The following is a 22,531-nucleotide window of genomic DNA, read 5'->3' as shown; positions in this document are numbered from 1 at the left end:
TCGACTGGTAAGACTAGAAAAATGATATGGATGAAACAGTTCGTAATAGTTGAGACAACAGGTTCTATAAAAATATTTAAAAAAAAGAGCAACATAGTTGTTGACAATCGTTCGGTACCGAACTATAATTACAAACGAAATAAGGTTCGGTACCGAACTTTATCAAATGGAAACGACTATTGGTCCAATATTAAAAGTTAGGAGATCTTTATAATGAGTGAATTTACCAAAGACTTGATGCGTCAATTACGTTTTATCAGTTCAGCAAGCAATGCCTTTATGAATAAAAGACAGAAATTAAACGGTCAGCAGCGGGTCCTAGCGATTTTAGCTAAAGAAGACGGGTTGATCCAAAGTCAGTTAGCTGAAATTTTAGACATTCGACCAAGTTCATTGGCTGAATTAATGAAGAAGATGGAAAAAAGCGGCGATGTCTTACGAAAAGAAGAAGAACAGGATAAGCGAATCAAAAGGGTTTATTTAACCGAAAAGGGAAAGAAAAAAGCCCAGAAATTTAGTTTTGCTGGCGAAGATATGAGTGAAGCCTTCTTTGCAGGCCTAACGGATGAAGAACAACAAAACTTTAGTGAGTATCTGCAAAAGATTTCTGCAGGTTGGCAAGAAGAAGTCCAAAAACAAGCAGGACGTTTTGTTGATCCAATGGAGCGTTTGCGCCAAATGCAGGCGATGCGTGATCAATTTGCTGGAAACTGGCAAGAGGACTGGCAAAATCTTTCTCGCGAAGAGCAGCATCGGATGCGCAATCAAATGAAACGTGAGATGCGTAATGCTTCAAGAGATTTTTCCCGCAATTTCAAACATGATTTCCGTCCAAATTTTTGGGACAATCGTGATTGCTTTGAAGAACCAGAAAAAACCAAAGACCACGATGATAAAGAATGGGAAGATTTTTAATACCCATCGAAATAATCATAAGAAACGGGTAGTGAAATAATTAATGGAGAATTTAATTTCATTACAAAGAATTAGGAGGAACCAACTATGGATCGGGATATGAGTATGGCGCCTGAACAAACAGGTGAAGGCGACAATAAGAAAAGTACCTACAAATTGAAAGATTTCATTCGATTGATCATGAGTGTCAATCCTAAGAAAACACTTTTTGCGATTGGATTGTTTTTGAGTTTATTGACAAGTGGTGCTAGTTTGATCGTACCGCAATTAACAAAAGGGTTGATCGATACCAGCAAATTGGCGCAAATCGATAAGAAAATGCTGATTGTTTTAGTACTCGCTTTTGTAGCACAATTAGCATTTGGTGCAATTGGCAGCTTCTTGTTACGTTTTGTCGGGGAAAGTGCCGTTAAAACATTGCGGGAAAAATTATGGGGACATTTGCTTCAAATGCCTGTCGATTATTATGATGACCATAAATCGGGGGAAAGCAGTTCGCGTCTGGTTAATGATACGACTGTGATTAAAGAATTAGTAGCCACTCAATTTCCAAACTTTATTACTGGTGCGATCCAACTTGTTGGATCAATGATCATTTTGTTTGTAATGGATTGGAGAATGGCAGCGATGATGTTTTTGGCTGTTCCGATCATGGCATTGATCATGATGCCGATCGGTCGGATTATGTCGCGTCTAGGACGTCAGCTGCAAGCAGCAACGGCCGACTTTAATGCAGAAGCTAGTGAAAAGTTATCAGAAATTCGTTTGATCAAGTCAAGTAATGGTGAGACTTTTGAAAAAACCAGCGGTGGTTCATTTATCAATAAGATCTTTAACTTAGGAATCAAAGATGCAAAGGTTGAAGCGATGCTGCAACCGATCATCACGACCGTTATGTTAGGTCTATTCGTAGGGATTTTGGGTTACGGCGCCGTTCGTGTTCAAGCGGGCACATTAACTAGTGGGGATTTAGTTGCTTTCCTATTGTATCTATTTAATATCATGATGCCGGCAGCCAGCTTCGCGATGTTCTTCTCGCAAGTCCAAAAAGCGATGGGGGCAACAGAACGGATTGAGCAAATCTTGGAAACAGAATTAGAACCAATCGAAACTGGGAAAACGGTTGATGTTGCAGGCAAAACGATTCAAGCGGAAAATCTTTCCTTCCATTATGTGGCTGATCGCCCAATCTTGAAGAATGTTTCGTTTGAAGCTAAACCGAATACGGTGATTGCTTTTGCTGGACCAAGCGGTGGCGGAAAATCTACAATCTTTGCATTGTTAGAACGATTCTATCAACCGTCAGAGGGCGTAGTTAAAATTGGTGAGGATGCGATTGATGATCTCAGCCTAACCAATTGGCGTTCGCAAATCGGGTATGTTTCACAAGACAGTGCTGTTTTTGCCGGAAGTATTCGTGAGAACCTTCAATACGGGTTGGATCGGACATTAACTGAGGATGAGCTATGGCACGGTTTGGAATTAGCGTACGCCGATCAATTTGTCCGTGATTTTCCTGATCAATTGGAAACAGAGCTAGGGGAACGCGGAGTGAAATTATCCGGCGGACAAAAACAACGGATTGCCATTGCTCGTGCTTTCTTACGCGATCCAAAAATCTTGATGCTGGATGAAGCGACGGCCAGTCTAGACTCACAATCTGAAGAAAAAGTTCAACGTGCTTTGGATCAATTGATGGAAGGACGGACAACCTTAGTTATTGCTCACCGCCTATCAACGATCGTAGATGCTGATCACATTTACTTCATTGAAAAAGGTGAAGTAACGGGTCATGGAACTCATAGTGAATTGATTGCTACGCATCCTTTATACGCACAATATGTACAAGAACAAGTTGTGAATTAAAAAATACCCTTCGAAAATTTTTCGAAGGGTATTTCTTTTATGAATAATTCGGCATTTTGTTTTCGTAGGCCGTAATTTCATCTTCGTATTGCATGGTGATACTGATATCATCCAAACCGTTGACCAATTTCTCTTTCCAAGTTGGATCAATTTGAAAGGCGTAGTTAGCCTCTTCGGTTCGAATCTCCTGTTTTGGCAAATCGATCGTGATTGACTGATCCGCAGGGAGCCGGCTCAAAATTTCTCTAACCTCTTGATCTAGGCGAATCGGCAACAGTCCATTTTTTAGCGCATTCATATAAAAAATGTCGCTGTAACTGCCGGCAATTACTGCTTTAAATCCATAGTCTTGAATGGCCCAGGCTGCGTGTTCGCGCGAAGAACCGGAACCAAAGTTTTCACCAGAGATCAAGATTGTCGCGTCTTTGCGTTCCTCTTTGTTTAAAATGAACTCAGGGTTAGGCGAGCCGTCTTCTAAAAAACGCCACTCATCAAAAAGATGTTTACCAAAACCGGCCTTATCAACTTGCTTCAAAAAGCCTTTTGGAATGATTTGATCCGTATCAATATTATCATTCATTAGAGGAACGGATTTTCCTTTATAGATCGTAAATTTTTCCATTAGATGACCTCCTTGCGGCTATCGACGAAATTTCCATGAACGGCGGCCAAGGCGGCCATTACCGGGCTGCAAAGATGTGTACGAGCATCCTTGCCTTGACGCCCTTGAAAATTACGATTAGACGTTGAAGCACAATGAACTCCTGCCGGGACACGGTCAGGGTTCATACCGAGACACATGGAACAGCCAGGTTCGCGCCATTCAAAGCCAGCTTCTTTAAACACTTTATCGAGCCCAATTTTTTCTGCAGCCTTGCGAACAGGGCGCGAGCCGGGAACTACGATAGCTGTGACGTTGTCGTGAACTTTCTTGCCTTGCACGATTTTGGCGGCTTCCTGCAAATCTGAAAGACGTCCGTTTGTACATGAGCCGATAAATACATAGCCCACTGGGATATCTGCGGGTGTCTGCCCTGGTTTTAGATCCATATAGTCGTAGGCCTTTTGCAGTTCAGGGGAAGTTGCTGCCGGGAATGCACCATCGAAAGGAACGCCCATCTCAGGGTTGGTGCCCCATGTTACAAATGGAACCAAGTCGCTAACTTCCAATGTTAGTTCTTTATCGTACACGGCATCCTCATCGGTATATAGTTCCTGCCAGTCTTTGATGGCTGCCTCCATATTCTTCGGAGCGTATTCGCGACCTGCGACGTAATCAAAAGTTTTGTCATCAGGGGCGATCAGGCCGATTTTCGCGCCGCCTTCGATCGCCATATTACAAATCGTCATACGTTCTTCCATTGATAGACTTTCGATAGTTTCTCCATAAAACTCTGCTCCGTAACCTACGCCGAAATCCGTGCCGTATTTTGCGATCAATGCCAAAATAATGTCTTTTGCATAAACGCCTTTTGGCAGTTTTCCGGTAATTTTGATTCCCATATTTTTCGGTTTATTTTGCCAAAGCGTTTGAGTGGCAAAAACATGTTCCACTTCGCTAGTGCCGATACCAAAGGACAAGGCACCAAATGCACCGTGTGTCGCAGTATGAGAATCGCCGCAGACGATCGTTTTGCCGGGCTGAGTCAAACCAGTTTCTGGTCCTACCATATGAACGATCCCTTGACGATCACTGCCGTTGTCACACAGTCGGACATTAAATTCTTGGCAATTATCTCTTAAGGTGTCGATTTGTTTTTTTGCTACTAGATCACTGAAATTAAAAATATCAACAGTCGGTGTGTTGTGATCCATCGTTGCAAAAGTCCGTTCTGGATGGCGCAATGTTCGGCCAGCTTCACGAATGCCCGCAAAAGCTTGCGGAGAAGTAACTTCATGGATCAAATGCAGATCGATGTAAAGTAATTGTGGAGCACCTTCTTCGCCGTGGACGACATGGCGATTCCATAGTTTATCAAATAGTGTTTTTCCCATCGTTTATGCTCCTTTCAATTCTTGAATCACAGCGTCGGTAAATTCTGCTGTTGATGCTTGACCACCTAGGTCATGGGTAAATAATCCGTTTGACAGCACTGCATCGCAGGCCTTTTCAATTGCTTGAGCGGCCTGTTCTTCTTGGAATGATTGACGCAGCATCATAGCCACAGACAAGATCATCGAGATCGGGTTCGCAATTCCTTTACCTGCGATATCCGGTGCCGAGCCGTGAATCGGTTCGTAAAGAGATGGTCCGCCATCACTGTGACTAGCACTCGGCAACACCCCTAATGATCCTGGCAGTACCGAAGCTTCATCACTTAAGATATCGCCAAAAAGATTTTCTGTGACGATTACGTCAAAGGCTTTAGGATTTTGGATTAATTTCATTGCCGCAGAGTCAACGTATTGATGCTCCAGTTGACAATCAGGATATTCCTTCGCGATTTCCTCTGCGGTTGTTCGCCATAGTTTACTCGAAGCTAATACATTCGCTTTATCTACAGAAGTGACTTTTTTACTGCGTCCTTGAGCAATTTTGAAAGCAGAGTGGATGATTCGTTCGATCTCGTCTTTTTGATAGCGAGCTGTATCGAAAGCCATTGTTTCTGTTAGCTCTCGCGGCTCCCCAAAGTAAATACCGCTGCTCAGTTCCCGAACGATGATCAGATCTGTCCCTTCAATAATCTCCGGTTTTAAAGGGGAGAGATGCAGCAAAGCGGAGGAGACGGAAACGGGTCGAATGTTCGCAAATAGGTTCAATGTTTTTCGCAAAGCCAATAACCCTTTTTCTGGTGTATCCTGCATTTTTTCCCACTTAGGTCCGCCAATTGCTCCTAGTAAGATCGCATCGGCGGTTTGACAGGCGGCTAAAGTTTCTTCAGGCAGTGAGGCATCAGCTTCGTCGATTCCAGCACCGCCGAAAGGAAATTTTTCAAGTTCGAATGTTTTACTGCAAGTATCTTCGACAGCCCTCAATACCTTCAACCCGCTATCCATAATCTCTGGTCCAATGCCATCACCGGCTAATACAACAATTTTACTATTCATTTACATACTCCTATCTTCTTTTTAGGTTTAACTAGATATTGTTACGCATGCTATTTTCGTTATACATTTTGTTTTAAGTGATTACTTGCTTGGACATAGGCTTTAGCTGAGGCTTGTAAAACGTCAAAGTCTACACCAATTCCGCGATAGTCGTTTTTCGTTTTTTCATCCCATAAAGTAACTCGAACTTCCGCTTGGGCATCTTCACCGCCGGTTAATGCCTGAATTTCATATTCGGTTAATTCGGGATTTTGCTGGAACAATTCATCGATCGCGTTGTAAATGGCCTGAATACTGCCTGATCCGATTCGCGACGCAACTTTTGTTTCGTTCTCTTCATTCACGATCGAAACGATCGCTCCTTGATACCCATTTGAACTGTATTGAACTTGCACGTCTGCCAGTTTATATGTCTCGGTTTCTTCTCTATATTGATCGGCAAGCAAAGCGACCAAATCTTTGTCAGTAATTTGTTTTTTCTTATCGGCTAAAGCTTTGAAACGTTTGAAGGCTTCTTTACTGTCGGCATCATTTAATTGGTAGCCCAATTCTTCTAATTTTGCATTAAAGGCATGACGTCCCGATAGTTTTCCTAGCGGTAGAGAATTTTGATTGACGCCTACAAGGGTAGGGGTGATGATCTCGTAAGTCTCAGGATTTTTTAGCACTCCATCTTGGTGAATCCCAGATTCATGGGCGTACGCATTGTCACCAACGATCGCTTTATTTTTCGGAACAGGAATTCCAGAGAGCCGAGAAACCAGTTCGCTGGTTCGTTTTGTTTCATTTAATACAATATTTGCTTCGCATTGATAGAAGTCTTTGCGGATCGCTAGTGCCAACGCAACTTCTTCCAAAGCAGTGTTGCCTGCACGTTCCCCAATCCCATTTACGGCTCCTTCTACACGATTTGCTCCATTTTCGATGGCTGCCAGTGCGTTTGCAGTCGCCATTCCCAAGTCATCATGGCAATGAGAAGAAAAACTGATTTCTTCTTCACTTCGAATGTTTTCAATCAGCGATTTAAAAATTCCACCGTATTCAGTTGGATTAGAATAGCCGACGGTGTCAGGAACATTAATAATTGTTGCTCCTGCATCAATCGCCGTTTGTACAGCTTCTAATAGGAAGTCTTTTTCTGTTCGCGAGGCATCCTCTGGTGAGAATTGGACTTTCTTAAACAAACTGCGAGCATAACCAACATGCTCTTTAATAGAAGAAAGGACTTCTTCTCTTGTCATTTTCAGTTTGTATTGCATGTGGACATCACTCGTCGCTAAGAAAACATGAATCTGCGGATCAACGGCATCTTTTAATGCTTCATACGCTCGATCGATATCTTTTTTCTGGCAGCGAGCCAAACCTGTAACGGTCATGGATTTTACTTGACGTGCAATTTGTTGAACGGCTTCGAAATCACCAGGGGAGGCAATTGGAAATCCGGCCTCGATGACATCGATTCCCCATTTTTCTAATTGAAGTGCAATTTGAACCTTCTCTTTAGTATTAAAATTTACTCCTGGGGTTTGTTCACCATCTCTTAATGTGGTGTCAAAAAACTGGATACTTCTCATTTTTGCTCCTCCTTCGTTTAAAAACGGGTATAAAAAAAGCACCCCATCGGAAAAGAACCATTTTCTTCTCCGATGCAATGCGAATAGGGACTTCATGAAATAATTTTCAGAAAGTCCCAGCTATAATAATAAAGTTGCGTTGAAAGATATGTTTGATTTCATCATGGCAACCACCCGTTTATTTTCAGAATTTTTAAAAAATTGTTGTAATCATCGTATAAAAAAAAGGCTGAAATGTCAATAACATTATGAAAAAAAGATGAGAAAATTTTTTAATAAATTTCAGTCGTTATAAAAAGATGCCAAATGAAAGGCTGAAATTTATGATTTCGCAAATTTTTCCTACTATATAAGGAGAGTAGAATATCTATCATGAATATGTCAGTAAAAGTGTGCCTAACAAAATATTTCGTCGTTTTTATCAAAATAAAAAATTTTTTTAGTTTAATTGTTGAATCTACAAGTTTTCTTAGGTTTTTTTCATAAAAGTAAAAATTTTATTAGAGCATATGTGTTGATTTATTAAAAACAAATGATTAAACTACTCGACATATTCAGAACTTCGTAATTAATCTGAAAATTGAATCAAAAGGGGAAAAAGATATGAGGAACAAATTAGCTTATGGTATCATCGCGGTTTGCGGGCTCGCTTTGGCGGGGTGTTATGGCGGCAGCAGTGCTTCAACTGATGAGAGCAGTTCAAGCACGAAAGCAAAAGATAATGGCACTTTTAATTTAGTGGTCCAACAAGAAATGCCTACTGCTGACCTATCTGTAGCGACCGACACAATTAGTTTTACTGCACTAAATAATGTTTATGAAGGTATCTACCGTCTAGACAAAGATAATAAGCCTCAACCAGCTGGCGCGAGTGAAAAAGTCAAAGTCAGTGATGACGGCAAGACCTATACTGTTAAATTACGTAAAGATGCAAAATGGTCCAATGGTGATCCAGTAACAGCAAAAGATTATGTCTTTGGTTGGCAGCGTACGGTTAAACCAGAAACAGCCTCAGAATATGCATATCTTTTCGAACCTGTTGAAAATGCAGCTGATATTTCAGCTGGCAAAAAGGCACCAGATGAACTAGGGATCAAAGCCGTTAATGATCACGAACTAGAAATCAAGTTATCGAAACCAACACCATATTTTGATTACTTATTAGCCTTTCCTTCATTCTTCCCACAAAATCAAAAAGTAGTGGAAGCAAACGGAAAAGAATATGCGACTAAGAGTGACAAGTCAGTTTACAATGGTCCGTTCACATTAGAGGGCTTTGATGGTCCGGGTACAGATACTGAGTGGGAATATAAGAAAAATGATACTTATTGGGATAAAGACAAAGTGAAACTATCCAAAGTTAAAGTCAATGTAGTAAAAGAATCTTCCACTTCATTGAATTTGTTCAAAGACGGCGAAGCGGATGACGTGATTCTATCTGGTGAGTTAGCGCAGCAAAACGCCAATGATCCAGCATACAAATCATTTAAAGAAGCGCGTACAAGCTATCTTGAATACAACCAGCGGAAAGAAGATTCACCGTTTAAAAATGAAAACCTGCGTAAAGCAATCTCTTATGCAATCAATCGTAAATCTTTAGTCAATCAAGTTCTAGGTGACGGTTCAGTGGTTTCTACTGGTCTAGTGCCATCAGGGATGTCAAAAAATCCTAAGACTGATGAAGATTTTGCTAAAGAAGCAGGCAACTTAGCACCTTATGATAAGAAAAAAGCGAAAGAGTATTGGGATAAAGCTAAGAAAGAATTGAAAATCGATTCACTTTCATTTGAATTGATGGCTTCCGATACCGACTCGTCTAAGAAAGTTATTGAATATATGCAAAGTGCGTTAGAAGAAACCTTGCCGGGTATCAAAGTGAAACCAACACCTGTACCATTCTCTGTTCGTTTGGATCGTTCAAATGCGGGCGACTTTGATGTTCTACTTGGCGGTTGGGGAGCTGACTATGCCGATCCATCTAGCTTCACTGACTTGTTCGTAACAGGAAACTCTTATAACCGTGGCCGTTGGAGCAATGAAGAGTACGACAAAGCAGTGGATGCTTCTGGTAACAAAGACGCAAGTAACGAAGAAGCACGCTGGGACGATTTACAAAAAGCGAACGAGCTTATTTCTAAAGAATCCGGTGTCGCACCATTGTATCAACTATCTGAAGCTCATTTGGTCAATAAGAAAGTCAAAGGCATCGTTCACCATCCAGCCGGCGCTTCTTGGGATTACAAATGGACTTACGTAGAAAAATAGTTTGCTAAATGAAAAGAAGTTGGAACGTTTATCGTTCCAACTTCCTTTTAAATGATTGTTAACAAAGCACAGATGATCGAAGCACCGATTAAGATGGCTGCGATGATCAACCAAAAAGAATAACGTCCTTGACCAACATGAGAAAGGGACTGGAATTCTGATTTTTTCTTTTGTTTTCTGCTAAACGTTTGGTGCATCGAATGCTGAAAGTGATCGAAGAAGCCTGAAGAAAAAATCCAAAGCAGGATACCGATAATAAAAAAAGGTAATCCGGTCAAGAAAAATCGGTTTGATAAGGCCAGTGGAGAGACAGTTCCTTGAATGATCGAGTAGATCACAACGATCACCAATAAGCCACCACCGATTCCAATGGGAAATAATTTATTTTTCATACATACACTCCAATAATTAATAGCTTAACAAAGCTATCCAGATAAAAATTCAAACGCAATGTCTTTCTACTCTAAACCATAACAAAAGTAGAAGTCAAAATTTAAGAACGAATCACTGAAATCATTTTTATAAAAATGAATACATTGAAGCGAATTAGGAGGCACCTCATGGGCAGTTATTTGAAATATTTTTTAAAGCGTGTCTTTTTCATGGTGATAACACTATGGTTGATTGCAACGATCACTTTCTTCTTGATGCAATTATTACCTGGTACACCATATACCAACCAAGAACGATTAAGTCCTGAAACGATCGCGATGCTGAATAAACAAGTTGGTTTAGATAAACCAGTGATCGTTCAATATGGAATTTACTTATCGAATCTCGTACAAGGAAACTTCGGAATTTCTTTCCAATTCAAAAACCAAGCGGTTGCTGCATTATTGGCTGGCCGAATTGGACCTTCATTACAATTAGGGGTTCAGGCGATCATCTTCGGAACCTTCGTTGGGATCGTATTAGGAACCATTTCTGCCATGAAACAAAATTCATGGGCAGATACGGCTTCAACATTAGTTGCGATTTTAGGACGTTCTATTCCCAACTTCGTCTTCGCCGTACTACTACAATATATTTTCGCTATGAAATTGCAAATCTTGCCTATCGCAAAATGGGAAGGTTTCGCGTATACGATCCTGCCGACCCTGGCATTAGCCATGTCGCCGCTAGCCGACTCGGCTCGTTTTATTCGAACCGAGATGGTGGAAGTTCTGCATAGCGACTATGTCGAACTGGCTCGTGCGAAAGGCTTAAGTCGTTGGGAGATCGCATTCAAACATGGGTTGCGGAATAGTTTAATCCCATTGATGACCTTGCTTGGACCATTAGCAGTTGCTTTGATGACCGGCTCGCTTGTAGTAGAAAATATTTTTGCGATTCCTGGTATCGGAGAACAGTTCGTTAAATCAATCATGACTAATGATTATCCAACGATTATGGCTGTGACGATTCTTTATTCGTTCATGCTGGTTTTCGTCATTTTAGTTGTCGATTTATTATATGGTCTGGTTGATCCTCGGATTCGTCTATCAGAAGGGAGTAAAAGCTAATGGAAATGAAATATCCTTCAATCGTTGATATTCCCGCTGATGAATTTCAACCTTTACAAAAAAATACCGAAGAGGAACGCGAGGAAATCGCGGCCCCTTCGCTGAACTTCCTGCAAGACTCATGGCGCCGTTTGAAAAAAAATAAAGCGGCAGTCATTTCAATGATCCTATTAGCAGTGATCATTATAGTTTCGATCGTAACAATTTTTATTTCACCACAAGACCCAAGTAAACAAAATGTCGATTACATTAATTTACCGCCGCGGGTGCCTGGTTTAAACATTGATGGGTTAAACGGGAAAACCATGGTCGCCGGTGAACTAGTAGATAAATACGCGCAGGCTGATGTTCCCGGTAATGTAAATTATTTGTTAGGGACAGATGGTTTGGGGCGTGATGTGTTAAGCCGTTTGTTTATGGGGACGCGAATCTCATTATTGATCGCCTTTATCGCAGCACTATTTGATATCACTCTAGGTGTTGCTTATGGCTTGATTTCCGGAATGTTGGGTGGAAAAGTCGATAATGCGATGCAGCGTTTCTTAGAAATTCTTTCTGGTATTCCAAACTTAGTAGTAATGATTTTGATGCTGGTCGTTTTTGAACCAGGAATTTTCTCGATTGTGGCGGCCATGGCTATCACGAACTGGATACCGATGGCGCGGATCGTCCGAGCCCAAACCCTCAAACTAAAAGACCAAGAATATGTTTTGGCAGGGATGACTTTGGGTGAATCGAAATGGAAAATCGCATTTAAACACATTATCCCCAATATTTCCAGTGTGATTATCATTCAAATGATGTTCAGTATCCCAACGGCGATTTTCTTCGAGGCTTTCTTAAGTTTCATCGGGCTTGGATTGACACCGCCGGCTGCTTCACTAGGTACTTTATTGAACGATGGATACAAAACATTCTTGTATTTGCCATACTTATTGTGGATTCCTGCAGTGACGATCTCACTGATTATGATCTGCTTCAATCTGTTAGCCGATGGTCTACGTGACGCATTCGATCCGAAAATGAAAGAGTGACGAATTATGGAAAAAATTTTAGAAGTGAACAATTTAAATATTTCGTTTGATACCTATGCCGGGAAGGTTCGAGCAATTCGAGGTGTAGATTTTGATTTAAATAAAGGTGAGACATTAGCCATCGTAGGGGAGTCTGGTAGCGGAAAATCAGTTACCACCCGCACGATTATGCGTTTGCTATCTAGTAACGCCAATATCGACGAGGGGCAAATTTTATTCAAAGGGCAAAACATCGTCGATAAGACTGAAAAGGAAATGCAAAAGATCCGTGGTCGCGAAATCGCGATGATTTTTCAAGATCCGATGACTTCTCTGGATCCAACAATGACAATTGGGAAACAAGTAGCGGAATCTTTACGGAAACATAAAAATGTTTCTAAAAAGGAAAGCTTAAAGGCAGCATTAGATTTACTGAATCTGGTTGGTATTCCAGAGGCTGAAAAACGGCTGAAAAACTATCCGCACCAATTCTCTGGCGGACAGCGCCAACGGATCGTGATCGCCATTGCGCTGATTTGTAATCCTGAGATCTTGATTGCTGATGAACCGACGACCGCACTTGATGTAACGATTCAAGCACAAATTCTGGAATTGCTAAAAGAAATTCAAGAAAAAATTGAAACATCGATCATTTTTATTACGCATGATTTGGGTGTTGTGGCGAATGTCGCAGACCGAGTAGCTGTAATGTATGCCGGGAAAATCGTAGAAGTGGGAACAGCAGAAGAAATCTTCTATAACCCGCAGCACCCATATACATGGGGATTACTGGGCTCAATGCCGACATTGGAAAGTGAAAACGATCGTTTATACGCAATCCCAGGTTCACCGCCGGATTTGTTGAACCCGCCTAAAGGAGATGCCTTTTATCCACGAAATGAGTTTGCGTTAAAAATAGACGCGGAAATGGAACCGCCTTTCTTTGAACTTTCTGACACACATAAAGCAGCGACTTGGCTGCTGGCACCTCAGGTAGCAGCAGTTACACCTCCAGCTGAGATTCAACGACGTTGGGATATTTTTCGCAAGAAACAAAGTCAATATTCCGCTTAATTTTAGTGAAGAAAATGGAGGGTTACGATGGAGAAACGACTACTAGAAGTAAATAATTTAAAACAATATTTTAATACTGGCACTAAAAATGAAGTCCGTGCCGTAAATGATGTAAGCTTCCATATTAATGAAGGGGAGACCTTTGGCTTGGTTGGAGAATCAGGTAGTGGAAAATCAACGACAGGTCGTACGATTATTCGACTGAATCAGCCGACCGATGGTGAGATTCTTTTTGATGGTGAGGATGTTACGAAGATTCATGGGAAGACAGCATTGAGCGAATTTCGCAGAGATGTCCAAATGATCTTTCAAGATCCCTATGCTTCGTTGAACCCTAGAATGAAGGTAAAGGATATTATTGCAGAGGGTATCGATGTGAATGACTTAGCGCGAACACCAAAAGAACGGGACAAGATAGTCAACGAATTATTAGAAACGGTGGGGCTAAACCCAAGCCATGGGACGCGTTACCCGCATGAATTTTCCGGCGGACAGCGCCAACGAATCGGAATCGCTCGTGCCTTGGCCGTACGTCCACGTTTTATTATCTGTGATGAACCAATCTCTGCATTAGATGTATCGATTCAGGCGCAGGTCGTGAATCTATTACAGGATTTGCAAAAAGAGCATAACTTAACCTATTTGTTTATCGCCCATGACCTTTCAATGGTGAAACACATCAGTGATCGAATCGGTGTCATGAATAATGGTCATTTATTGGAAGTCGGAACGAGTGATGAAATTTATCATTATGGTGTACATCCATATACCGAAAGCTTGTTGTCGGCAATTCCAATGCCAGATCCTGACCATGAACGCCAACGTCGACGGATCAAATATCAAACAGAACCGCATGACGGAAAAGCTCGATCATTGCGAGAAATTGCACCAGGCCATTTCATTTATTCTTCGGAAGACGAAGTTGCCTACTATAGGAAAAAATTGCAGCATTTAAAAAATGAGAAAGCCGTAGCGGTTTAACTCGATAAAGAGGAGCCAAGACAGAGATTAATTCTGCCTCGGCTCCTCTTTATGTTGATTGAGAGAGAGTTTATTTATTATAAACGCACGCGTCTTCTTAAAATCACGACACCTGCAATAATAAATAATGTAATTCCAGTGAAAGTGAGAGCTAGATTACGATTTTCACCGGTTTTAGGGTATTCTTTTTGAATAGTTTGTGCTGACAGATTCTTTTGATCTGTTGGAACGTTAGCGACATTTTCAACAATTGGTTTAGTCGCTGTCGCCGTATTTTGAATTGGCAGAACAGGTCTAGAGCCATTCTCGATTGGACCATTTCCTTCTTGAGAGTTGTACAGCCAGTGGACCAGACCAGAGAACAATCCATTTGCAGCACTTAGTTCGTCTTCTGCACCGCTAAGATGATTTAAAATATGAAGCATTTCTTCATTTGTGAAATGACGAAGCGGCAAGAAGCCTTCTTTACTTGAATAAAGAATTCTCAGATAGGCCTGCAACTGATCGACATTATTAGCTAACTCCGCAGTTGTCGTGTAATTATTTGGATTGAAGGCCAATGCTTTCTCAGCGTCTGCCCAGGAAATTACTTGATCTTTATAAACCATCCGCAGAACCCGCACATAGCTGCCAAAATCCATACCAGTAATGTCGAAATTATAACGTGCGAATAACTTGAAAGCATTCGTTAGTTCTTGATCAGTGTATCCCTTCAATTCTGTTTGATTCATACCAAAATCAGCACTGGTTAAATTTTTACGAATATCTTCAGCGGTCCATTCATTAATGATTTTTTCTTCGAGCGTTGCTGGTGAGTTTGCTGCTTCTCCCGTCGTCTGCTGAGGTGCAACGGTAGAAGCATTTTTTCAACTGTGTTCGAGTCTGTTGTCTTTTCAACTTCTGCAAACTCGTTAGTGGCTGTTTTGGCTGTTGGATCTTCTTTCATCGTCTTGTCCGCTGCTGAAACTTCTTCATTTGAGGTTTTTTTACTTTCGACTGTTCCTTCTTCGGAAGGCCGAGTTTTACTTGAATCTGCTACTGGTTTTTCAGCTATTGCCTCATTAGTAACAGAGGCGCTATCAACCACTTGTTCTTGACTGGAAGCAGTGGGGACATCTAAGACACTATCAGAAGTGTCGGCAAATGCGACAAGGGGGAAGCTCAAGACCAACAAACTAAACACAACCATTTTTTTCACAATAATCACTCCTTAATATTTCTGTAACACAATTGTAACATAAGAAATATTTTTGTAAACTAGGAAGGTGAAAAAAATAAAAAAAGTTTTTTTAGGGCGAACATATAATTGTAGTTTAATTGAAAAAGCCAAAGCAATTTAAAAAAAATCTGCTTTGGCTTTTTATTTATTGGTGAAGTACATTCAATTTAATTCAGTAGCAATAGAAATTACTGTGCCTTATTTTAAATGAATACGTCGTTTTAGGATAACTAAACTTGCAATTGAGAATACAATGCTTCCAATGATCGTCAAGAATGCAAGTTCTGCGTTCACTGGTTTTTGGATACTCTTTTTGAGATGCGGAGTTTGTTTGTTCCTTTCATTTTTTCTATGACCGGAGCAATAGGAGCTGTAGCTACATTTTGGATAAGCGGTTTAACAAATATGGATTAGGTAAGTGTTGTTTTTATCGGCCATTTTAAAGAAAAATGATTTTCCGTTTTTAAAACCTGCCCCTGAAACAAAAAAATGCCACCACGCGCATTCTTTTCTAAACTACCGAAGTAGCCAAGAATGCACTGGTGACGTGGGTTTGGCACCCAATGGGCCGTGAGGGGCTCGAACCCGCGACCCGCTGATTAAGAGTCAGCTGCTCTACCAACTGAGCTAACGGCCCAAACAAAGTACTTTCATATGTTAGCACTGAGAAAATAAAAAAGCAAGAATAAACTAAAAAAAATTTTATCAAAAAGAACGGCAATTATCTAGTTTTTGAAACTATATTGTATAATTATCGTGATTTTGTTAAACTATCGATGAAAGGGGTGCAAATAATGGAAGAAACGAGACTCAGATCATGGGCAGAAGGATTAAAAGATTTACGCTTGCCTCGCTGGGAAGAGTTACCTGAATTGGAATTGTACATGGATCAAGTTATTACTCTTGTTGATCGTTACTTATCACCATTGATAGAAGACGAGAAACATCAGCTTCTATCGAGCGCGATGGTCAACAATTACGTTAAGCATAAATTAGTACCACCGCCAGTAAAAAAGAGATACAATCGTAATCATCTGGCATATTTGATAGCGATTACTTTGTTAAAACAGGTTTTTGCGATTCCAGATATCAATGAGTTGATACGCATGCAATTAGCAATCAACGAACCTAAAGATGCTTACAACAGCTTTTGTACCGTCCAGGAAGAATCACTTGTACAAATAGCTAAAATTACTTTAGGCGAAGAGGTTAAATTGACAAGAAGCAACAAAGATTTTTACTATTTAGCTATGGAAGGCGCTGTCGCATCGTTTACACAAAAGATGCTAGCTGAAAAAATAATTCAATTGGATAAAGAGAAAGAAGGCGAAAATGATGAGTGAAAAAATTGCGATCCTAGTTGACTCTGGGACAGATGTACCCCAAGAAGTCATCGACAATGGGCCATTTTTTATGGTACCGCTGCGAATAATTTTTAGTGACCGAGAATATAGAGATGGAATTGATATCAGTTCGGATACGATTTTTCCATTGATCAAAAAAGAATTACCAACAACTTCATTACCTGATGGTGAGTTGATTCATAAAGTGTTTGATGAAATCAAAGCACAAGGGTACACACATGTTGTCATCGTAACGATTTCTAGCGGATTGAGCGGAACGTACAATGCATTGCGTGTGTTAGGTGAACATTACGAAGGCTTGATTTTCCAATCAATCGACACGAAAAATGTTGGGATCGGTGCCGGAATTTTAGCGATTTATGCCGGAGACTTGGTTAAGCAGGGAAAATCCTTCACGGAAGTTATTGCTGAAGTCGAAAGTAAAATTACAAAAACCAAAATCTTTTTTAATGTGGACACCCTAGAGTATTTACAAAAGGGCGGCCGAATCGGTCTAGTTTCTTCCTTGCTAGGGAGCGCTTTGAAATTGAAACCGATCATTTCGTGTAATTCTGATGGGATTTATTACACTGTTGCGAAGGTACGGGGGTTAAATAAGAGTCTCGACAAAACCATTCAACTGGTAAAAGAACATGTTGGGAATCATAAGCGTTTTAATTTGGCGGTGACTCAAGCGGATGCTTTGGAAACAGCCGAAAAGATTCGAGCGCGATTGCAGGAAATCTTTCCAACAGCTGAAAATATTTATTTTGGTAAGGTTTCACCGGCATTGTCGGTACACACGGGGCCTGGGTCGCTAGGTGTTGTCTGTCAAGTACTTGATTAATCTACAAAAGAGATGAGCAGAGCTCGTCTCTTTTTTTCATTTTTTCTTAAGTAATAGTTGTAAAAAAATCGTTGCCTGTTTGAAAAGATGAAACACCATTGAAATTATTGTATAATGGTAAGGCGTACATACAATCTTATAAAGGTATGAGGTGACTCTTAGTGAAAAAAATTCTAGTAGTTGACGATGAAAAACCGATTTCGGACATCGTGAAATTCAATTTAACCAAAGAAGGCTACGAAGTCTTTACTGCATATGATGGTGAAGAAGCCTTAGAAAAAGTCGAAGAAGTCAATCCAGATTTGATTTTATTAGATTTGATGTTGCCTAAAAAGGACGGTTTGGAAGTGGCTCGTGAAGTACGCAAGACCCATGAAATGCCGATCATTATGGTTACGGCCAAAGATTCTGAGATCGATAAAGTTTTAGGTTTGGAATTAGGGGCAGATGACTATGTGACAAAACCGTTTTCCAATCGGGAATTAGTCGCTCGTGTAAAAGCAAATTTACGTCGCGGCGGACAAGCACCGAAGGAAGAAGAACAAACAACGCAAAGTGATTTGACGATTGGTGATTTGACGATCCATCCAGATGCTTACATGGTAACTAAGCACGGTGATACGATCGAATTGACCCATCGTGAATTTGAATTGCTGCATTATTTAGCAAAACATATTGGTCAAGTGATGACTCGTGAACACCTGCTGCAAACAGTGTGGGGGTACGATTATTTTGGTGATGTTCGAACAGTTGATGTAACGGTGCGCCGTCTGCGTGAGAAAATCGAAGACAATCCAAGCCATCCAACCTATTTAGTAACGAGACGTGGCGTAGGCTATTATTTACGCAACCCTGAACAGGAGTAAAGAGAGTAAGTATGGAAAAAAAAGTCCGTTTTTACCGATCAGTCAATTTCAAGATCGCTTTTTCATTTATCTTGATCTTGTTGATTTCGATAGAGATCATCGGTGCTTATTTTATTCGAGGACTTGAAAAATCAACAATCGATAACTTTACTAAAGACATGAATCAGCGAGTTTCACTTCTTAGTACGACCCTCGGTGCGACAATGGCAGAGGATAGTGAAAATGAAGCGGATCAATTGCAGCGTATTCTTGAAAATAATACGGCTTCTGATATCACAGATATGTGGGTAGTCGACGACAAGGGAATTGTTGTTGCCACCAATGATGTGGGACAAAAAGATTCTATCGTTGGTAAGAAAAATGAGTACAGCGATATCGATGATTTTTCAATGAAACAATATGTAACGCTTGATGACAATAACAAACGGGTATATATCAATGTCCAACCTATTCAGTCCCCGACCGGCGATTCGGCTGTGATCGGGGCTCTTTATGTTAAGAGCGACATTGAGCAAAAATATACCGAAATTGGCAATACTGCCTTGATCTTTTTCTCGGCCTCTTTGATTGCAGGATTAATTTCGATCGTGGTGGCATTGTTGGTGGCTCGTTCCATCACCAAGCCCATCAAGGAGATGCAGAAACAGGCGGTTCGTATTGCACAGGGCGATTATTCTGAAAAGGTTGATGTGCAAGGCCACGATGAATTAAGCCAATTAGCCAGAACCTTCAATAAATTATCCGATCGAGTAGAGGATGCTCAAGATACGATGGAAGCCGAGCGAAATCGATTAGATAGCGTTTTGACTCATATGACCGATGGGGTTATTGCTACAGATCGGCGTGGTAAAGTTATTACTATTAATGAGATGGCTTTGTCGCTTTTGGATACTACGAATGAGCAGGCAATTGGGCAATCAATTTTAACCTTGCTTGATTTAGAGGAAGAGTATACACTGCGTAAATTATTAGAAACACCAGAAGAGATTTTGATTGATCGTTCGAAATCTGATTCTGATGAAGATCGCAGAACTTTACGGTCAGACTTTGCCATGATTCGCCGTGAATCGGGCTTTATCAGCGGACTAGTAGTTGTTTTACATGATGTTACCGAGCAGGAAAAGACGGCAGAAGAACGCCGACAATTCGTTTCAAATGTTTCTCATGAATTACGGACACCGTTAACCAGTGTTCGCAGTTATTTAGAAGCGCTAGAAGAAGGTGCTTGGCAAGATAAGGCGGTTGCACCAGAATTTATTCATGTGACATTAGGTGAGACAGACCGGATGATTCGCATGATCAATGATCTGCTGAATCTTTCCCGCATGGATTCGGGTGCACAGCAAATGGATCTTGAATTGGTCAATTTCAATGAACTCGTCGATTACATTTTGGATCGTTTCGATATGATGGTGAATAGCCAAGAGAAAAATTATCGGATTGTCCGCGAATTTACGGAACGTGATCTGTGGGTTGAGATTGATACGGATAAGATCATGCAGGTGCTTGATAATATCATGAACAATGCCATTAAGTATTCACCAGATGGCGGCAAAATCGAAGTCCATTTGATGGAAACTCATAACAATGTCGTCTTAAGTGTTTCTGATGAGGGCTTAGGAATTCCGAAGAAAGATTTGGAGAAAGTCTTTGAGCGTTTTTATCGGGTAGATAAGGCGCGGGCGCGTCAACAAGGCGGAACTGGACTTGGTCTGGCAATCTCTAAAGAAGTCATGAAGGCCCATAAAGGTCAAATCTGGGTCGAAAGTGTCGAAGGAAAAGGGTCGACCTTCTATATTTCTTTACCATATGAACCTTATGAGGAGGATATTTGGGAATGAAATTATCAGAAAAAATCATTCGCGTAGCGCTTTTTGCTCTGATCTTGCTCAGTCTCGTCCTCACTTATGCCATTTGGCTTAGTCCTACCTCAAAAACAGCAGAGGTCAATACCAGTAAACAGACGGTGAAGAATGACCAAAGTTATGCGAAAGCAACAGATGCTTTTTTGCCGATTCGCGGTATTTGGGATTTAGCAGAAGGCAAGTTTCAAACCAGCAGTGAGAATTTATTAGCTACAACCCAAGCTCGTTTGACGGAAAGTACGTATGGTCAGCTGCAAGAAGTTGCTCAAGGCGAAGAAGAGATCAAAAACTATTATAGTTTAGACAACGGAATTGAGCTTAATTACGAAGGGGGCTTTTCTTTAACCGAGTACATCAAGGTTTTTGATATGCCGATCAATTTAAATTCACTGAAGGAGTCAGATAAGATTACTTTTTCAAAAATTCAAATTGATTTTTCTAAAAAGAAAATTCGTTTTTTAAGTTACAGCAAAGATACGGTATACGAAGCGACGATCTCCGCAGATTTTACCGGCCTCGAAACGATTTATCAAAAAAATCAAAGCCGCTATTTGCCGATGTCTGATGAGAATCCATTAGTTCCGCGCTTGCTGCGCACAAAGGATCGTGTTCGTTTAAAAAAATACAGCTATATCTTGACGACACAATCCTATTCGCTGTTCCGCAATTCATTTTTCCAAAATCCTGATCAAGCAAAAGGTGAAGAGGAAGAACAGGGATCGCGTTCTTTTGTCAGCGGGCATGAGGAACTTATGATGGACGAGCAAAAACGTTTGGTTACATTTGATGGCGAACTGCCTGAGGACTTAGCGAAGGAAAGCGTCTATAGCCAAAGTTTTAATTATGTTAGTCGTTTAGGTACAGCGGTGGGAAATCTGCGCTATTTTGATCACCATGATGGACAGGTCAATTATCGAATATTTGTTGAAGGCTATCCTATTTTTAGTCAATCATCGAAGGGCAAAATGAGTGTGAAGATCGAGCATGCACCCAATGCGTCGCTGCCGCAGGTTAAGATCGAAACAAGTATGGATACGGTCCAAGTACCAATTCCTTCTGACGAAGAGGTGGAATTGCCGAGCACTTTAGAAATTGAAAACAATTTGGCCGCAGTAGGGATTGATCTTGATAAAATTCAGAGCTTTATCATCGGTTATACATGGCAAGATATCGATGGTGTAAATAAATTAGTTGCCTTGACTCCAGAATGGTTTGTTAAGTATGACAACACTTGGTATTCAGCTAATCAGCTGATGCAGGGAAACCTAGAAACGGAGGCGAGCTAATTGGATTTTAGAAAAATCGAATGGATCTTTTTTCTCGTCTTTATCGGGTTGAACATTTTTCTTTTCAGTATTTACTGGAATAACCAGCATGAGCAAAGCCTTGTTACAAATTCAAATCAACGGGAAGATATCATTCACCGGTTGGAAAACGATGATATAGAAGTTAAGGGACAAGTTTCTGATAAACAACAAGAAGGCTATTATCTAAGTGCTGAACAGGATACCTTTGATTCATTATTGAATGAAGGAGCGAATCCAACGATTAAAGGCAATTGGAGTATTTCAGATAAAGTTTTGACGAACAGCTATCCCAATGCAGACACAGAGTTTGATTTGAAAAAATCTACCAGCAGTTTTAATCGACTGATGAAAAATAAGGAATTTATCATGGACGGCGAAGAGTACACTTACATGCCGGATATTTCAAAGAAGGATGACGAGCTGGGTAAAATTATCGGTGCGCAATCTTACGAAGGGATTCCTTTTATTGATGAGACTTCTCGAGTGACGTTGGACATCGTCAAAAGTGATGATGATCAGGAACGAGTTTCGAAATATACTCAAACTCGTTTGAAAGAGATCGAGCCGTTACGGGAAAAAATGACGCTTTATTCTGAGAAAGAAATTTTAAATACGTTATACATCAATAACAATATTCCCAGCAAATCAACGATTACAAACATTTATCTAGGTTACTTCCGAACGCTTGAGGTGCGGGAAAAGAATGTGTATGTCCCGGTCTGGTTTGTGAAAATAAAGACCTCTGACAAGACGACCCAGATTGAAAAGGTCAATGCATTGAACAATCAAGTGATTACGAATAATTTAGTTCCAAAGGTGGAAAATCCATAAAAAGGGTTGTATACT

20 protein-coding genes and 1 tRNA gene are annotated in these 22,531 nt (G+C 40.7%); 13 read left to right on the top strand and 8 right to left on the bottom strand.

Annotated features, from left to right (window positions below):
- Window positions 1-213: 213 nt before the first annotated feature.
- Both PGP85_RS06390 and PGP85_RS06385 read left to right on the top strand, forming a co-directional pair.
- The gene (locus tag PGP85_RS06390) at window positions 214-915 is read left to right on the top strand and encodes a MarR family winged helix-turn-helix transcriptional regulator (protein WP_010740636.1); all 702 of its coding nucleotides are present in this window, start codon (window positions 214-216) and stop codon (window positions 913-915) included.
- Window positions 916-1,002: 87 nt separating this feature from the next.
- Window positions 1,003-2,781 (top strand): ABC transporter ATP-binding protein, encoded by a 1,779-nt coding sequence (locus PGP85_RS06385; RefSeq protein ID WP_270326592.1) that lies wholly within the window; start codon window positions 1,003-1,005, stop codon window positions 2,779-2,781.
- A gap of 37 nt (window positions 2,782-2,818) precedes the next feature.
- Here PGP85_RS06385 and leuD read toward each other — a convergent pair whose 3' ends face one another.
- Genes leuD through PGP85_RS06365 form a run of 4 tightly spaced genes read right to left on the bottom strand, consistent with a single transcriptional unit; the run spans window position 2,819 to window position 7,403 of the window.
- On the bottom strand, window positions 2,819-3,403 hold the full coding sequence (leuD, locus tag PGP85_RS06380) for a 3-isopropylmalate dehydratase small subunit (protein WP_270326591.1): 585 nt from the start codon (window positions 3,401-3,403) through the stop codon (window positions 2,819-2,821).
- Window positions 3,403-4,776, bottom strand: coding sequence for a 3-isopropylmalate dehydratase large subunit (gene leuC, locus PGP85_RS06375; RefSeq protein ID WP_270326590.1), 1,374 nt, complete (start codon window positions 4,774-4,776; stop codon window positions 3,403-3,405). Before leuC ends, leuD begins: the two co-directional genes overlap by 1 nt.
- A gap of 3 nt (window positions 4,777-4,779) precedes the next feature.
- Complete coding sequence (gene leuB, locus PGP85_RS06370; protein WP_270326587.1) at window positions 4,780-5,829, bottom strand: 3-isopropylmalate dehydrogenase; 1,050 nt, start codon at window positions 5,827-5,829, stop codon at window positions 4,780-4,782.
- A 59-nt stretch (window positions 5,830-5,888) separates the two neighbouring features.
- Window positions 5,889-7,403 (bottom strand): 2-isopropylmalate synthase, encoded by a 1,515-nt coding sequence (locus PGP85_RS06365; RefSeq protein ID WP_251866952.1) that lies wholly within the window; start codon window positions 7,401-7,403, stop codon window positions 5,889-5,891.
- Between the two features lie 603 nt (window positions 7,404-8,006).
- Here PGP85_RS06365 and PGP85_RS06360 point away from each other — a divergent pair.
- Window positions 8,007-9,668, top strand: a complete 1,662-nt coding sequence (locus tag PGP85_RS06360) for a peptide ABC transporter substrate-binding protein (protein WP_270326585.1) — start codon at window positions 8,007-8,009, stop codon at window positions 9,666-9,668.
- A gap of 47 nt (window positions 9,669-9,715) precedes the next feature.
- On the opposite strand, the gene PGP85_RS06355 is transcribed toward PGP85_RS06360, so the two are convergent.
- A complete protein-coding gene (locus tag PGP85_RS06355; RefSeq protein WP_270326584.1) occupies window positions 9,716-10,060 on the bottom strand; it encodes a DUF3899 domain-containing protein in 345 nt (114 codons plus the stop codon).
- A gap of 168 nt (window positions 10,061-10,228) precedes the next feature.
- On the opposite strand from PGP85_RS06355, the gene opp3b reads away from it, so the two are divergent.
- The 4 genes from opp3b to PGP85_RS06335 are packed head-to-tail and all read left to right on the top strand — an operon-like array spanning window position 10,229 to window position 14,238.
- Window positions 10,229-11,170 carry an oligopeptide ABC transporter permease gene (gene opp3b, locus PGP85_RS06350; protein WP_010740628.1) on the top strand — a complete coding sequence of 314 codons (942 nt, stop codon included), beginning with the start codon at window positions 10,229-10,231 and terminating at the stop codon, window positions 11,168-11,170.
- Window positions 11,170-12,204: an oligopeptide ABC transporter permease gene (gene opp3C / locus PGP85_RS06345; RefSeq protein ID WP_010740627.1), complete on the top strand. Its 1,035-nt coding sequence runs from the start codon at window positions 11,170-11,172 to the stop codon at window positions 12,202-12,204. The genes opp3b and opp3C overlap by 1 nt, the downstream gene beginning before the upstream one ends.
- A gap of 6 nt (window positions 12,205-12,210) precedes the next feature.
- The gene (locus tag PGP85_RS06340) at window positions 12,211-13,257 is read left to right on the top strand and encodes an ABC transporter ATP-binding protein (RefSeq protein ID WP_010740626.1); all 1,047 of its coding nucleotides are present in this window, start codon (window positions 12,211-12,213) and stop codon (window positions 13,255-13,257) included.
- Window positions 13,258-13,284: 27 nt separating this feature from the next.
- Window positions 13,285-14,238, top strand: a complete 954-nt coding sequence (locus tag PGP85_RS06335; protein WP_270326583.1) for an ABC transporter ATP-binding protein — start codon at window positions 13,285-13,287, stop codon at window positions 14,236-14,238.
- Window positions 14,239-14,315: 77 nt separating this feature from the next.
- Here PGP85_RS06335 and PGP85_RS06330 read toward each other — a convergent pair whose 3' ends face one another.
- From PGP85_RS06330 to PGP85_RS06320, 3 genes are all read right to left on the bottom strand, one after another.
- Window positions 14,316-14,969, bottom strand: a complete 654-nt coding sequence (locus tag PGP85_RS06330) for an LPXTG cell wall anchor domain-containing protein (RefSeq protein WP_270326581.1) — start codon at window positions 14,967-14,969, stop codon at window positions 14,316-14,318.
- A gap of 17 nt (window positions 14,970-14,986) precedes the next feature.
- Window positions 14,987-15,436 carry a hypothetical protein gene (locus PGP85_RS06325; RefSeq protein WP_270326580.1) on the bottom strand — a complete coding sequence of 150 codons (450 nt, stop codon included), beginning with the start codon at window positions 15,434-15,436 and terminating at the stop codon, window positions 14,987-14,989.
- A gap of 585 nt (window positions 15,437-16,021) precedes the next feature.
- Window positions 16,022-16,094 (bottom strand) — tRNA-Lys (locus tag PGP85_RS06320).
- A gap of 157 nt (window positions 16,095-16,251) precedes the next feature.
- On the opposite strand from PGP85_RS06320, the gene PGP85_RS06315 reads away from it, so the two are divergent.
- From PGP85_RS06315 to PGP85_RS06290, 6 genes are all read left to right on the top strand, one after another.
- Window positions 16,252-16,800: a DUF1836 domain-containing protein gene (locus tag PGP85_RS06315; RefSeq protein ID WP_010740623.1), complete on the top strand. Its 549-nt coding sequence runs from the start codon at window positions 16,252-16,254 to the stop codon at window positions 16,798-16,800.
- Window positions 16,790-17,647 carry a DegV family protein gene (locus tag PGP85_RS06310; RefSeq protein ID WP_010740622.1) on the top strand — a complete coding sequence of 286 codons (858 nt, stop codon included), beginning with the start codon at window positions 16,790-16,792 and terminating at the stop codon, window positions 17,645-17,647. Before PGP85_RS06315 ends, PGP85_RS06310 begins: the two co-directional genes overlap by 11 nt.
- A gap of 161 nt (window positions 17,648-17,808) precedes the next feature.
- Entirely contained in the window at window positions 17,809-18,513 is a 705-nt protein-coding gene (gene yycF, locus PGP85_RS06305; protein ID WP_010740621.1) for a response regulator YycF, read from the top strand.
- An 11-nt stretch (window positions 18,514-18,524) separates the two neighbouring features.
- Window positions 18,525-20,354 carry a cell wall metabolism sensor histidine kinase WalK gene (walK, locus tag PGP85_RS06300; protein ID WP_270326579.1) on the top strand — a complete coding sequence of 610 codons (1,830 nt, stop codon included), beginning with the start codon at window positions 18,525-18,527 and terminating at the stop codon, window positions 20,352-20,354.
- Window positions 20,351-21,664 carry a YycH family regulatory protein gene (locus PGP85_RS06295; protein WP_010740619.1) on the top strand — a complete coding sequence of 438 codons (1,314 nt, stop codon included), beginning with the start codon at window positions 20,351-20,353 and terminating at the stop codon, window positions 21,662-21,664. Before walK ends, PGP85_RS06295 begins: the two co-directional genes overlap by 4 nt.
- Entirely contained in the window at window positions 21,665-22,516 is an 852-nt protein-coding gene (locus tag PGP85_RS06290; protein WP_090404666.1) for a two-component system regulatory protein YycI, read from the top strand.
- Window positions 22,517-22,531: the final 15 nt, after the last annotated feature.

Origin of the sequence: Enterococcus malodoratus (assembly GCF_027659535.1) — a bacterium.
Taxonomy (GTDB): Bacteria; Bacillota; Bacilli; order Lactobacillales; family Enterococcaceae; genus Enterococcus_A; species Enterococcus_A malodoratus.
This window is presented reverse-complemented; position numbering and strand designations above follow the sequence as displayed.